General features: G+C 69.5%; 15 protein-coding genes. 7 read left to right on the plus strand and 8 right to left on the minus strand.

What is annotated here, in order from left to right:
• The first annotated feature begins 108 nt into the window (after nucleotides 1-108).
• On the plus strand, nucleotides 109-585 hold the full coding sequence (locus ACGF4C_RS22125; protein ID WP_393568469.1) for a hypothetical protein: 477 nt from the start codon (nucleotides 109-111) through the stop codon (nucleotides 583-585).
• A gap of 72 nt (nucleotides 586-657) precedes the next feature.
• Here the strand turns inward: ACGF4C_RS22125 and ACGF4C_RS22130 are convergent, their stop codons facing one another.
• The 4 genes from ACGF4C_RS22130 to ACGF4C_RS22145 form a co-directional block, all read right to left on the minus strand.
• On the minus strand, nucleotides 658-1,989 hold the full coding sequence (locus ACGF4C_RS22130; protein WP_393568470.1) for a dicarboxylate/amino acid:cation symporter: 1,332 nt from the start codon (nucleotides 1,987-1,989) through the stop codon (nucleotides 658-660).
• A 443-nt stretch (nucleotides 1,990-2,432) separates the two neighbouring features.
• On the minus strand, nucleotides 2,433-2,723 hold the full coding sequence (locus tag ACGF4C_RS22135) for a DUF4229 domain-containing protein (protein ID WP_030416166.1): 291 nt from the start codon (nucleotides 2,721-2,723) through the stop codon (nucleotides 2,433-2,435).
• A gap of 120 nt (nucleotides 2,724-2,843) precedes the next feature.
• Entirely contained in the window at nucleotides 2,844-4,007 is a 1,164-nt protein-coding gene (gene mqnE, locus ACGF4C_RS22140) for an aminofutalosine synthase MqnE (RefSeq protein WP_393568524.1), read from the minus strand.
• Between the two features lie 209 nt (nucleotides 4,008-4,216).
• Complete coding sequence (locus tag ACGF4C_RS22145) at nucleotides 4,217-4,675, minus strand: Lrp/AsnC family transcriptional regulator (RefSeq protein ID WP_030416168.1); 459 nt, start codon at nucleotides 4,673-4,675, stop codon at nucleotides 4,217-4,219.
• A gap of 119 nt (nucleotides 4,676-4,794) precedes the next feature.
• Between ACGF4C_RS22145 and ACGF4C_RS22150 the strand changes: the two genes are divergently transcribed.
• Nucleotides 4,795-4,929 carry a hypothetical protein gene (locus ACGF4C_RS22150; protein ID WP_351529033.1) on the plus strand — a complete coding sequence of 45 codons (135 nt, stop codon included), beginning with the start codon at nucleotides 4,795-4,797 and terminating at the stop codon, nucleotides 4,927-4,929.
• Here ACGF4C_RS22150 and ACGF4C_RS22155 read toward each other — a convergent pair.
• Nucleotides 4,926-5,702, minus strand: coding sequence for a UbiX family flavin prenyltransferase (locus ACGF4C_RS22155; RefSeq protein ID WP_393568471.1), 777 nt, complete (start codon nucleotides 5,700-5,702; stop codon nucleotides 4,926-4,928). The genes ACGF4C_RS22150 and ACGF4C_RS22155 overlap by 4 nt on opposite strands.
• A gap of 167 nt (nucleotides 5,703-5,869) precedes the next feature.
• Between ACGF4C_RS22155 and ACGF4C_RS22160 the strand changes: the two genes are divergently transcribed.
• Nucleotides 5,870-6,475 (plus strand): rhomboid family intramembrane serine protease, encoded by a 606-nt coding sequence (locus tag ACGF4C_RS22160; RefSeq protein ID WP_393568472.1) that lies wholly within the window; start codon nucleotides 5,870-5,872, stop codon nucleotides 6,473-6,475.
• Nucleotides 6,476-6,498: 23 nt separating this feature from the next.
• On the opposite strand, the gene ACGF4C_RS22165 is transcribed toward ACGF4C_RS22160, so the two are convergent.
• Nucleotides 6,499-6,942, minus strand: coding sequence for a MarR family winged helix-turn-helix transcriptional regulator (locus tag ACGF4C_RS22165; protein WP_393568474.1), 444 nt, complete (start codon nucleotides 6,940-6,942; stop codon nucleotides 6,499-6,501).
• A 98-nt stretch (nucleotides 6,943-7,040) separates the two neighbouring features.
• Between ACGF4C_RS22165 and ACGF4C_RS22170 the strand changes: the two genes are divergently transcribed.
• Nucleotides 7,041-7,433, plus strand: coding sequence for a nuclear transport factor 2 family protein (locus ACGF4C_RS22170; protein ID WP_393568476.1), 393 nt, complete (start codon nucleotides 7,041-7,043; stop codon nucleotides 7,431-7,433).
• A 43-nt stretch (nucleotides 7,434-7,476) separates the two neighbouring features.
• Here ACGF4C_RS22170 and mqnP read toward each other — a convergent pair whose 3' ends face one another.
• Nucleotides 7,477-8,379: a menaquinone biosynthesis prenyltransferase MqnP gene (gene mqnP / locus ACGF4C_RS22175; protein ID WP_393568477.1), complete on the minus strand. Its 903-nt coding sequence runs from the start codon at nucleotides 8,377-8,379 to the stop codon at nucleotides 7,477-7,479.
• Nucleotides 8,379-9,836, minus strand: a complete 1,458-nt coding sequence (locus ACGF4C_RS22180) for a menaquinone biosynthesis decarboxylase (protein ID WP_393568479.1) — start codon at nucleotides 9,834-9,836, stop codon at nucleotides 8,379-8,381. The genes mqnP and ACGF4C_RS22180 overlap by 1 nt, the downstream gene beginning before the upstream one ends.
• Before the next feature lie 88 nt (nucleotides 9,837-9,924).
• Here ACGF4C_RS22180 and ACGF4C_RS22185 point away from each other — a divergent pair, with 88 nt between their 5' ends.
• The 3 genes from ACGF4C_RS22185 (at nucleotide 9,925) to ACGF4C_RS22195 (ending at nucleotide 12,696) form a co-directional block, all read left to right on the plus strand.
• Nucleotides 9,925-10,365: a PLD nuclease N-terminal domain-containing protein gene (locus ACGF4C_RS22185; RefSeq protein WP_393568480.1), complete on the plus strand. Its 441-nt coding sequence runs from the start codon at nucleotides 9,925-9,927 to the stop codon at nucleotides 10,363-10,365.
• 71 nt (nucleotides 10,366-10,436) lie between these two features.
• Nucleotides 10,437-11,054 carry a DUF4291 domain-containing protein gene (locus tag ACGF4C_RS22190; RefSeq protein WP_393568482.1) on the plus strand — a complete coding sequence of 206 codons (618 nt, stop codon included), beginning with the start codon at nucleotides 10,437-10,439 and terminating at the stop codon, nucleotides 11,052-11,054.
• 214 nt (nucleotides 11,055-11,268) lie between these two features.
• Nucleotides 11,269-12,696, plus strand: a complete 1,428-nt coding sequence (locus ACGF4C_RS22195; RefSeq protein ID WP_393568483.1) for an alkaline phosphatase family protein — start codon at nucleotides 11,269-11,271, stop codon at nucleotides 12,694-12,696.
• The last annotated feature ends 34 nt before the right edge of the window (nucleotides 12,697-12,730 follow it).

Below are 12,730 nucleotides of genomic sequence, written 5' to 3' on the forward strand. Positions count from 1 at the left end.
GCTGGTGGTCCTGGTGATCCCGGTGATCCCGGTGGTCCCGGTGGCCCTGCTGATCTTGGTGACCGTGCGCCAGGAGGACGGTCGTGGAGAGGATCACGGAGGATCATCGTGGCGATCAACGAGACGGTCAACGAGGCGGTCAGCGAGGCGGATCTGCTCCACGCCGGTGATGCCCGGCTGCTGGAGCTCTTCCGCGAAAGCCCGCCCGGTGACATTCCCACGGGGCCGCTGGAGGGCACGGGGATCGTCCGGTGGGGAGGCAGCGCGGTGGCCCGGCCGCTCGCCCGGCTGGTGCGCCTGGCCGTGTGGCGGGGCAAGGTCTTCGAGCCGGGCTATGTGAGCAATCGGCTGACCACGTTCGACATCCTCGCCATCGTCGCCCAGGTCTACCGAGGCCCGAGCCGGCTGGACGACCGGGAGTGCATCGTCGTCGACTACTCGAAGATCTCCCTGGCGGCCCGCGGCATTCGCGACGAAATCCGCGAGGTCGGCCCGGGCCTGTACCTGGGCGTGGTGTGGCTGTTCGGCTACCGGGTCGGCTGGTTCTCCCTGCGCGTGCCGGACGTGACCGGCAGGAACGACTAGGAACGACTACGCCCCGACCTCAAGGAGATCGGGGCGCAGCCGGAAGACACGCTCAGGTCGTGCAGCTGAAGGCTATGCCGCAGCCGGTACGGCGACCTGGTCCGCCGCCTCGTCCGCAGCAGTCGTTGCCAGGCTGATGCTCTTCGCGCTGTTGTACGCCTCGCGGTCCAGGATCTTTTCCTTGGCGGAGACCAGGATCGGGATGACCGACTGGCCGGCCACGTTGGTGGCCGTCCGCATCATGTCCAGGATCGGGTCGATGGCCATCAGCAGGCCGACGCCCTCCAGGGGCAGGCCCAGGGTGGAGAGGGTCAGGGTCAGCATGACCGTCGCGCCGGTGAGGCCGGCGGTGGCGGCCGAGCCGATGACGGAGACGAAGGCGATCAGGATGTAGTCGCCGACGGCGAGGTGGACGTCGAAGATCTGGGCGATGAAGATCGCGGCGATGGCCGGGTAGATCGAGGCGCAGCCGTCCATCTTGGTCGTCGAGCCGAACGGCACCGCGAAGGAGGCGTACTCGCGCGGCACGCCGAGGCGCTCGGTGACCTGCTGGGTGACCGGCATGGTGCCGACCGAGGAGCGGGAGACGAAGGCCAGCTGGATGGCGGGCCAGGCGCCGCGGAAGAACTGCAGCGGGTTGGCCTTGGCGACGGTCGCCAGCAGCAGCGGGTAGACGCCGAAGAGGACGATCGCGCAGCCGACGTAGATGTCGACGGTGAAGGTCGCGTACTTGCCGATCAGGTTCCAGCCGTACGTCGCGATGGCGTTGCCGATGAGGCCGACGGTGCCGATCGGGGCGAGGCGGATGACCCACCACAGGGCCTTCTGCAGCAGTTCGAGGACCGAGCGGCTGAGCCGCAGGACCGGCTCGGCCTTCTCGCCGAGCTGGAGCGCGGCGATACCGGCGACGGCCGCCATGAAGACGATCTGCAGGACGTTCAGCTCGGTGAACGGCGTGATGATGTCGGTGGGGACGATGCCGGTGAGGAAGTCGATCCAGGAGCCGGCGTGGTCGGGGAGCTTGCCGTCCTTGGGGGTGAGGCCGGTGCCCGCGCCGGGGTGGGTGAGCAGGCCGATGGCCAGGCCGATCGCCACCGCGATCAGCGACGTGGCCATGAACCACAGCAGGGTGCGGGTGGCGAGCCGCGCGGCGTTGTTGACCTGCCGCAGGTTGGTGATCGACACCAGGATCGCGAAGAACACCAGCGGGGCGACGGCCAGCTTCAGCAGCTGGACGAAGAGGTCGCCGATGTGCTGGAGCGTCGAGGTGAGCCAGCCGAGGTCATTGCTCTTGGCCACCCAGCCGAGCAGCACACCCAGGGCGAGACCCGCCAGGATCTGGGCCCAGAACGGGACCTTGGGTATGCGGGAGGACTTCGGCGTCTTCGTGGACGACGTGGACAACGGACACACTCCGGGGACAGATAAGGCGTCGGGAAAAGGCGTGAAGAAGCGCCAGGAGGTCCGTACGGAAGAGGCAGGATCTCCGGCCGCTGCATGAGGTCGGTCAGCGGCGACGACAGGCCGCGGACATACAGCGGCAAAGATCGACGTGCAGGCGCACCACGAGCGGAACGCTCATGGGGGACGAGGGCGCGGCTGCTGTCTTCATGCCAAGTACGTTAACACTCGAACTTTGAGGAACCCAAAGGAAATCTTTGAGTTCCATGGAGGTTCCCGGGGGTGCCGGCAACCGAACGGGCGTCAACAACGCGGCAGGCGCCGGTCGGTGGAGGGGAGCTCCACCGACCGGCGCCTGCCGGACGGATGAGGGGGCGTGAGGTGTCTCACTGCCGCGGGGGGCTTACGGCCGCGGGCGCCGCTGAGGTGGGCGCCGGGCGGCGGGGTCAGACGAGGTCGTCCTCCTGGCCCGCGTTGGCCGCGATGCGCTCGCGCTGGCGGTCGACCTTGGCGACGATCTGCTCGGACATCGCGTCCCGCTGCTTGCGCAGCAGCACGAAGCTGAGCGGCGCGGAGATCACGATGGCGAGCAGCAGCATCCAGACGGTGTTCGACGCGCCCACCGCGAGCGGGATGATCCGGAAGTAGGCCAGCGCCCACACCACCGCGAAGCAGGCGACGAACAGGCCGAGGCGAAGGGCGGTGTAGCGGAGCGTGGCGAACTTGTGGCTACTCACGGACGGGACCTTCTTCTCAACGGCAACCGAAAGGGTCGCCTCCAGTCAAGCACAACGGCAGGGGCGATCTTCCGGGCCCCTGCCGCCTGCCATCGGGCGCCTGCCCTGCGCCTCCGGTACTCAGAGGCGCATCGGCTGGGGCGCCTCGCGGCGGTCCGGGTCCGGGCCCGGGTACTCGCGGATCGCCTCGTAGCGGGTGTTGCGCTCGACGGGACGGAAGCCGGCGTCGCGGATCAGCTCCAGCAGGTCCTCGCGGGTCAGCTTGTTCGGCGTGCCGTAGTTGTCCGCGTCGTGCGTGATCTTGTACTCGACGACCGAGCCGTCCATGTCGTCCGCGCCGTGCTGCAGCGCGAGCTGGGTGGTCTGCAGACCGTGCATCACCCAGAAGCACTTGACGTGCGGGACGTTGTCGAAGAGGAGGCGGGAGACCGCGAAGACCTTCAGCGCCTCGGCACCGGTGGCCATGGTCGTACGCGCCTGGAGGCGGTTGCGGACCTTGCCGTCCTGCATGTCGACGAAGTCGTGCTGGTAGCGCAGCGGGATGAAGACCTGGAATCCGCCGGTCTCGTCCTGGAGTTCACGCAGCCGCAGCACATGGTCGACGCGGTGCCGGGGCTCCTCGATGTGCCCGTAGAGCATCGTCGAGGGGGTCTTGAGGCCCTTCTCGTGCGCCAGGCGGTGGATCCGCGACCAGTCCTCCCAGTGGGTGCGGTGGTCGACGATGTGCTGCCGGACCTCCCAGTCGAAGATCTCGGCGCCGCCGCCGGTGAGCGACTCCAGCCCCGCGTCGATCAGCTCGTCGAGGATCTCCGAGGCGGACAGGCCCGAGATGGTCTCGAAGTGGTGGATCTCGGTCGCCGTGAACGCCTTGAGGGAGACGTTCGGCAGCGCCTTCTTCAACTCGCGCAGCGAGCGCGGGTAGTAGCGCCACGGCAGGGTCGGGTGCAGGCCGTTGACGATGTGCAGCTCGGTGAGGTTCTCGTTCTCCATCGCCTTGGCGAGGCGGACGGCTTCCTCGATGCGCATCGTGTACGCGTCCTTCTCGCCCGGCTTGCGCTGGAAGGAGCAGTACGCGCAGGAGGCGGTGCACACGTTCGTCATGTTGAGGTGACGGTTGACGTTGAAGTGGACGACGTCACCGTTCTTGCGGGTGCGCACCTCATGGGCGAGACCGCCCAGCCAGGCCAGGTCGTCGCACTCGTAGAGGGCGATACCGTCCTCGCGGGTCAGCCGCTCCCCGGCGTGGACCTTCGCCTCCAGCTCACGCTTGAGGCCCACATCCATCGACGCAGCCATCCGGTCGCCTCCCAGTCTCTGCCGTATCTGTGCCGACCCGCGGCACGATCTCGGTGCCGGAAACGGGCTTCGTCGAGCGTACTCCCCCGTAATCGGCGCGGACGGGGCGCCCTTGGCGAGTCCGGGGCCGGGGCGGCCCCGGTGGCCCGCTCGGCCCCGTCCTGCCCGGCACCGTCCTCCTGCTGGATCTCGGCGCTCTACTCGGCCTCTTCGGGCAGTTCCCCGACGCGGTTCTCCCACTTGGTGGACAGCACGATCGTGGTGCGCGTACGGGAGACCCCCTTGGTGCCGGACAGCCGCCGGATGGTGCGCTCCAGCCCGTCGACGTCCCCGACCCGCACCTTGAGCATGTAGGAGTCGTCGCCCGCGATGAACCAGCAGTCCTCGATCTCTTCGAGGTCGCGCAGCCGGCGGGCGACGTCCTCGTGGTCGGCCGCGTCCGACAGCGAGATGCCGACCAGGGCGGTGACGCCGAGGCCGAGCGAGGCGGCGTTGACCGTCGCGCGGTAACCGGTGATCACTCCGGCCGCTTCGAGGCGGTTGATCCGGTCGGTGACGCTGGGCCCGGAGAGGCCGACGAGCCGGCCGAGCTCCGCGTACGAGGCCCGGCCGTTCTCGCGCAGTGCCTGGATGAGCTGCCTATCCACCGCGTCCATGCCCTCAAGCCTTCCAATCTTTACGCATTTTCGAGTTCTGCATGTAGAATCTAAGGCACACAGGGCCTAGTCCCTGCGATTTTCAAGCGATCAAAGACGATCTCACAGGAGTTGTCACCGTGTACTCGATCGAGATGGCCTACGCCCGCATGCGCGAGCTGCAGGACCAGGCCAATCGTTCACGTGCCCACAAGCTCGCCGAACCGCGGGCCCGGCGCCGCTTCGGGCGCGCCGCCGCGGCGAAGAAGCGCTAAGGAGCGTCCGGGGCCTCCTCCTGATCCTTGGAGCCACCCCGAAGCTCCCCCTCCCAACGCCGGTACAACCCGTGCGGCACCTCCGCCGCATCGAGCACCCGGCCCGCGACGAAATCCACCAGATCCTGGATGTGCGTCGCCCCCGCATAGAACGCCGGCGAGGCGGGCAGCACGATCGCGCCCGCCTCGTCCAGCGTCACCAGATGCTTCAGCGTCGGACCGTTCAGCGGAGTCTCCCGGACCGCGACCACCAGCCGGCGCCGCTCCTTGAGCGTCACGCTCGCCACCCGCTGCAGCAGGTCCTTCGACAGCCCCAGCGCCACCCCTGCCACGCACGCCGTACTGGCGGGGACGATCAGCATCCCCTTCACCGGGTACGAACCCGACGACGGCCCGGCCGCCAGATCTCCGGCCGCCCAGTAGCGCACCCGCGCCAGCTCCGCGTCCGTCACCCGAAACGTCCCCGGCTTCCCGTCCGCCCCACGCGCCAGCCATTCCCGCAGGTCAGCACGCCAATGCGCGTCCCGGAACGCGATCCCGGTCTCATCCAGCAACGTCAACCGCGACGCCCGGCTCACGACCAGATCCACCGCCTCACCGGCGGCGAGCAGCCCCCGCAGCACGGACGCCGCATACGGCGTCCCGGACGCCCCGGAAACCCCGACGACCCAGGGCCGACGGCGCTCGGCGGCCGGCGGGCCGGTGTCCTGGTGAGCGTCCTGAGGGACGTGGCGACTCGTGTCGTGACTGGTGTTGTTGTGCGGCGGCTCCACGCATCGAGCCTATCCGGCGGAACCAGGAACCCGGTCATGGCCGTTCTTAGCTGTGAGGTGGGGGCTGAGCGGGCGCAGAACGGGCAACCGTGCGGCTACCGGACGACTGACGGACGGGCAGGATGACGGGGAGGCGGGCAGGGATGACGGGGACCGGACGGGCTGCGATGCGACAGGACCGGGCGAAGCTGACCACGTGTCTGGTGCTGATGCTGGGCTGGGTCGCGCTGCTCTGGCTGCTGGAAGGCGTCGACGTCATCACCGGTGGCGCCCTGGACACCTTCGGCATAGAGCCGCGCGAGCCCTCCGAGCTCGTCGACGTCGTACCGGCCGCCTTCCTGCACTTCGGCTTCGGCCACCTGGCCGCCAACACCCTGCCGTTGCTGCTGCTCGGCCTCCTCGCCGCCCTGCGCAGCGGCATCCGCCGCTTCCTGGCCGTCGTGCTCCTGATCACCCTGGTCAGCGGCCTGGGCGTGTGGCTCACCGCCGCCACCGGCAGCAACACCGCGGGCGCCTCCGGCGTGATCTTCGGCCTCTTCGGCTACCTCTTGGTGCGCGGCTTCATCGAGCGCTCCGCCCTCGACATCGTCATCGGCCTCGCCGTCGGCGCGGTCTACGGCTCGATCCTCTGGGGCGCCCTGCCCATGACCGCCGGCCAGGTCAGCTGGCAGGCCCACCTCTTCGGCCTCCTGGGCGGCATCACCGCGGCCTTCACCCTCCGCACCCGCCCCCACCCCGCCCTCCCGGGTCCCTCACTCCCCACGAGCATCTAGGGGCGCGCCCTTCGGACCGCCTGTCAGGCGAACGGGCCGTCGAGCGCGAAGCGGCGCAGGTGGCGGGCGAAGTCCTGGGCCTCGCCCGGCGGCCATGAGGACAGGCTCGCCATGATGTGGGCGGCCAGCCGTGCGCGCAGCTCGGTCACGGTGCGCCTGCCCTGCTCGGTGAGGACGAGGAGATGTGCGCGCCGGTCGGCGGGGTCCGGTTCGCGCCGGATGAGGCCGGCGTCCTCCAGCCGGGAGGCCCGGCGGGTGACGCCGGAGCGGTCGAGCCCCACGTCGGGCGCCAGGTCGGCCGCGCTGCAGGGGCCGGTCCGGGCGAGCGTGCTGAGCACGGGGTAGGTCAGTTCGTCCACCGCCTCGCCCATGCCTTCGGTCAGCTTTCCGTGCAGCTGCGTGCGGGTGGTGCGCCGCAGCAGGATGCCCAGCGCGTCGGCGATCTCGTGTCCTACTTCCTTCTCCACCCCTCAAGAATAGCGTGCGCGGCGCACGCATTTGGTGCTACGGTCGACGAGAAGCGTGCGCGGCGCACGCATCTTGGTTCCTCTCGGAAGGAAATTCCATGACCCGCACCGGCATCGAGGCCGCCCTGACCGACCTGCTCTTCAACAGCCAGCTGACCCTGCAGGACGCAGCCGACCGCCACTTCGCCCCGGAGTACCGTCAGCGCACCGACGGACAGTGGGCGGACCGCACCGAATTCCTGGAGCACATCGCCCACCTGCGCACCCTCGTCGCCGACGGCCACGTCGAGGTCCACGAGGAGCTCCACGACGGCAGCAAGTACGCCGACCGGCACACCGCCCACCTCACGAAGAAGGACGGCACCAGCGTGCGGATGGAGGTGTATGTGTTCGCCGACCTGGCAGCGGACGGCCGCTTCCGCCGCATCGAGGAGACCACCCTGCTGCTCCAGGGCTCCAGCGCCGACCGCACCATGGGCAGCGCCCGCTGAGGGTTCAAGCCGGGGCCGCCTCAAGCCGCCCCGGCCCCGCCGCTCAGACCGACAGCCCCCGCACCACCAGGTCCAGCAGCGCACACACGAACAGGGCGATGCCGATGAAGCCGTTGACCTGGAAGAAGGCCCGGTTCAGACGGGTGAGGTCGTGCGGGCGGACGATGGTGTGCTCGTAGAGGAAGGCCGCCGCCACGATCAGCAGGCCGAGCCAGAAGAACGGGCCGGCACCGGTGACCAAGGCGTACCAGGCGAAGAGCGCCGTGGTGACGAGGTGGCAGCCGCGGGCGCCACGGATCGCGGCGGGGATGCCGAAGCGGGCCGGGACGGACCGGACGCCGATCTCGCGGTCGGTGTCGACGTCCTGGCAGGCGTAGATCAGGTCGAAGCCACCGATCCAGATGCCGACCGCGAGGCCGAGGATCACGGCGTCCCAGGACCAGGTGCCGGTGATGGCGATCCAGGCGCCGATCGGCCCCATGGCCTGGGCGAGGCCGAGGATGGCCTGGGGGAAGTTGGTGAAGCGCTTGCCGTACGGATAGACCACCATCGGCACGACGGCGACCGGTGCGAGCGCCAGGCAGAGGGGGTTGAGCAGGGCGGCCGCGCCGAGGAAGACGACGAGGGCGATCAGGGCGCCGGTCCAGGCGGACTTCACCGAGACCGCGCCGGTGACCAGTTCGCGGTGGGCGGTGCGGGGGTTACGGGCGTCGATCTCGCGGTCGATGATCCGGTTGGCGGCCATCGCGAAGGTGCGCAGGCCGACCATGCAGATGGTGACGAGGAGCAGCAGGAGCCAGTCGATGCGCTTGTCGCGCTGGTACATCGCGGTCAGGGAGGCGATGTAGGCGAAGGGCAGCGCGAAGACCGAGTGCTCGATCATGACGAGGCGCAGGAAGGCCTTGGTGCGGCCGGGCTGCGGGAGGGCGGCGGAGGCACTGGTCATCAGAGGCCGTACTCCTTCCAGCGGCGGTCGACGAGGGCCGCCGTGCGGGGGTCGGACTCGACCATGTCGGGCCAGCCACCGTCGCGGGTGTAGCCCTCCTCGGGCCACTTCTTCGTCGCGTCGATGCCTGCCTTGCCGCCCCAGAACTGCTGGTAGGAGGCGTGGTCGAGGTGGTCGACGGGGCCTTCGACGACGGTCAGGTCACGGGCGTAGTCGGTATTGCCGAGGGCGCGCCAGGAGACCTCGTGGAGGTCGTGGACGTCGCAGTCGGCGTCGACGACGACGATGAGTTTGGTGAGGGACATCATGTGGGCGCCCCAGATCGCGTGCATCACCTTTTGTGCGTGCTTGGGGTACTTCTTGTCGATCGAGACGATCGCGCAGTTGTGGAAGCCGCCGGACTCGGGGAGGTGGTAGTCCACGATGTCCGGGACGATGATCTTGAGCAGGGGGAGGAAGAAGCGTTCCGTCGCGCGGCCGAGGGGGCCGTCCTCCGTCGGCGGGCGGCCCACCACGATCGACTGGAGGAGCGGGCGCTTCCGCATCGTCACGCAGTCGATCTTCAGGGCGGGGAACGGCTCCTGCGGCGTGTAGAAGCCGGTGTGGTCGCCGAACGGGCCCTCCGGCAGCATCTCGCCGGGCTCCAGCCAGCCCTCGATGACGACCTCGGCGTGCGCCGGGACCTGCAGCGGGACGGTCTTGCAGTCGACCATCTCGATCCGCTTGCCCTGGAGGAAGCCGGCGAAGAGGTACTCGTCGATGTCGCCGGGGAGCGGGGCGGTGGAGGCGTAGGTGACGGCCGGCGGGCAGCCGAAGGCGATGGCGACCGGCAGCTTCTCGCCGCGCTTGGCGGCCACCTGGTAGTGGTTGCGGCTGTCCTTGTGGATCTGCCAGTGCATCCCGATGGTGCGCTTGTCGTGGCGCTGGAGGCGGTAGAGGCCGAGGTTGCGGACGCCGGTTTCGGGGTGCTTGGTGTGGGTGAGGCCGAGGTTGAAGAACGAGCCGCCGTCCTTGGGCCAGGTGAAGAGGGCGGGCAGCTGGTCCAGGTCGACGTCGTCGCCGGTGAGCACGACCTCCTGGACCGGGGCGCTCTCGCCCTTGACCTTCTTGGGCGGGACGTGCGTCATGCCGGCGAGCTTGCCGAACGCCTCGCGGATCCCGACGAACCCGTGCGGCAGTTCGGGCTTGAGCAGGCCGCCGATCTTGTCACTGATGTCCTCGTACGCCTTGAGGCCGAGGGCCTTGAGGAGGCGGCGGTCGGTGCCGTAGACGTTCATGGCGAGGGGCATCGCCGAGCCCTTGACGTTCTCGAAGAGCAGCGCGGGACCGCCGGCCTTCTGCACCCGGTCCACGATCTCGCCGACTTCGAGATACGGGTCGACCTCGGCCTTGATGCGCTTGAGGTCGCCTTCCCGCTCAAGAGCGCGCAGGAACGAGCGGAGATCGTCATAAGCCATGCGTTCCAGTATCGGGTACGCACTACCCTGAGCGGGTCACCGGGCCCTGCCGAGGGCCCGCCGTCGTCCGCAGGGGGCTCGTTCCGCAATGCTCAGGTATCTGCCGTTCCTTCTGGTGCTGGCACTGTGGATCTACGCGTTCATCGACTGCCTCAACACCCCCGAATCGCAGGTGCGCGGACTGCCGAAGGTGGTCTGGGTGATCGTCATCCTGCTCTTCGGCGAGGTGCTGATCGGCCCGATCGCCTGGCTGGTGGCCGGCAAGCAGCGGTATGCGGTGGCGGGCGGCGGCGGCAGTACGCCCGCGGAGTGGCACCGCAACCACAGCACGGCGAAGTGGGTGGCGCCCGACGACAATCCGGAGTTCCTGCGTTCCCTCAAGGAGGAGAACAAGAAGGACGAGGCGCTGCTGAAGGACTGGGAGGCGGATCTGCGGCGCCGCGAGGAGGAGCTGCGGCGCAAGAGCGGCGAGGCGTCGGAGGGCAACAACGGCACCAACGGGGACACGCCGCCGGCGAAGGACCACTAAGCGCTGCCAGGGCCTCCCGGGCCGTCAATTCGGTGGCTCCGCCGCTTCGGCGTCGGCCAGGATGACCGCTCATGAGCACCGTCCCGCACCACAGCGCCGAGCCCGTCCGCCGTATCCGCGCCCGTTACACCGAACGGACCGTCACCGTCTATCAGGCGTATGCGCCGGAGCTGGGGCTGCCGGCGGCGCGGGACGGGCGGTTCCCGGTGGCGTGGAAGCGGGAGCGGATGACGTGGATCAAGCCGTCGTTCCTGTGGATGATGTACCGCTGCGGCTGGGGGTCCAAGGCCGGGCAGGAGACGGTGCTGGCGGTGGAGATCGACCGGGCGGGTTTCGACTGGGCGCTCGGGCATGCGTGTCTGTCGCACTACGACCGGGACGAGCATCCGGACCGGGATGCCTGGCGGCGGCAGTTGCGGGAGTCGCCGGCGCGGGTGCAGTGGGATCCGGAGCGCGATCTGTGGTTGCGGGCGCTGCCGTACCGTTCGCTGCAGCTGGGCCTGGCCGGGGAGGCGTCGCGGGGATACGCGGACGAGTGGACGGTGGGGATCACGGACGTGACCGGGCTCGCGCATGAGGTGCGGGCGCGCATGGCGGCGGGGGACGTGGCGGGGGCGGCCGGGTTGCTGCCCGAGGAGCGTCCGTACCCTGCACCCGAGGGAACTCCGGGGCTCGGCCGCGTGTCCTGAGGCGGCCCGGTAAACGCGTAATTCCGGCCACCACACGGTCCGTGAGGGACTGCTTCGGGTGGCGTACGGGACGTAGCGCGGTTTGGCCAACTCCCGTCATTTCATGGCCAATTGACGGTTGGTTCAGCTGCCTCCCCCTGCCCGGGAAACTCTCCCGCCGCCACAGTCATGTCGGCCCACTGAGGGCTCACGCGACTCAGGGAGAGTGGCACATATGCCCGACATGACCCGACGCAGACTCCTCGGCTCCGCGGCCGGCGCGGTCGGTGGCGCCGCCGCGCTGACTCTGCTGCCGCCCAGCGTCCAAAAGGCCGTCGCCGCCGGACCCGCACGTCACGGTTCGCTGCACGACGTCGAGCACGTCGTCATGCTCATGCAGGAAAACCGGTCGTTCGACCACTACTTCGGCACGCTGCGCGGGGTCCGTGGTTTCGCCGACCCGGACGCGCTGACGCTCCCGGACGGCCGTGACGTCTTCCACCAGCCGGACGCGGAGAATCCGGACGGCTACCTGCTGCCCTTCCGGCTCAACACCCACACGTCCAGCGCGCAGGCCATCCCCTCCACGAGCCATGCCTGGTCGGTGCAGCACGAGGCGTGGAACGGCGGCAAGATGGACCGCTGGCTGCCGGCGCACCGCAAGGCGGACGGGGTCAACGGCCCGTATGTGATGGGCTATCACACGCGGGAGGACATCCCGTTCCAGTTCGCGCTGGCGGAGGCGTTCACGCTGTGCGACAACTACTTCTGCTCGGTCTTCGGGCCGACCTGGCCGAACCGGCTGTACTGGATGACCGGCACGCTGGACCCGGGCGGCACGCTGGGCGGGCCGGTGCTGAACAACACCGCGCCCAAGCCGTACCGCTGGACGACGTACGCGGAGCGGCTGGAGGCGGCGGGGATCAGCTGGAGGGTGTACCAGGAGGAGGACGACTACGGCTGCAACCTGCTGGAGCAGTTCCAGACGTTCCGGGACTCCCAGCCGGGTGATCCGCTGTACGAGCGGGGGGTGCGGCCGCAGCCGGCCGGCACGTTCGAGGACGACGCCCGCAACGACCGGCTGCCGGCGGTGTCGTGGCTGATCCCGACGAGTCACCAGTCGGAGCACCCGGACTATCTGCCGGCGGCCGGCGCGGATTATGTGGCGCAGAAGCTGGAGGCGCTCGCGTCGAATCCGCGGGTCTGGGCGAAGACGGTCTTCATCCTCAACTACGACGAGAACGACGGGCTCTTCGACCATGTGCCGCCGCCGGTGCCGCCGCCGGGGACGAAGGACGAGTTCGTCAGGGGCCTGCCGATCGGCGGTGGCTTCCGGGTGCCGTGCCTGATCGTGTCGCCGTGGACGGTGGGCGGCTGGGCGGCCGGTGATCCGTTCGACCACACGTCGGTGCTGCAGTTCCTGGAGCGCTGGACGGGTGTGGCGGAGCCGAACATCAGTGACTGGCGGCGGGCGACGTTCGGCGATCTGACGTCGGCGTTCGGCTTCCGGCACCCGGCGCGCCGGCCGCCGTGGCTGCCGGACGACACGGCGGAGCAGCTGGCGGAGGCGCAGTGGGAGGTGGCGCATCTGCCGAAGCCGACGCTGCCGGGGGCGGGGCAGGTGCCGCCGCTCCAGGAGCGGGGGCGGCGCAGGCGGCGGTGACGGCGCGGACGGACCGGGGCCCGGCGGGCGCCGG

This window comes from Streptomyces sp. NPDC048197, from assembly GCF_043202395.1.
GTDB lineage: Bacteria > Actinomycetota > Actinomycetes > Streptomycetales > Streptomycetaceae > Streptomyces > Streptomyces siderophoricus.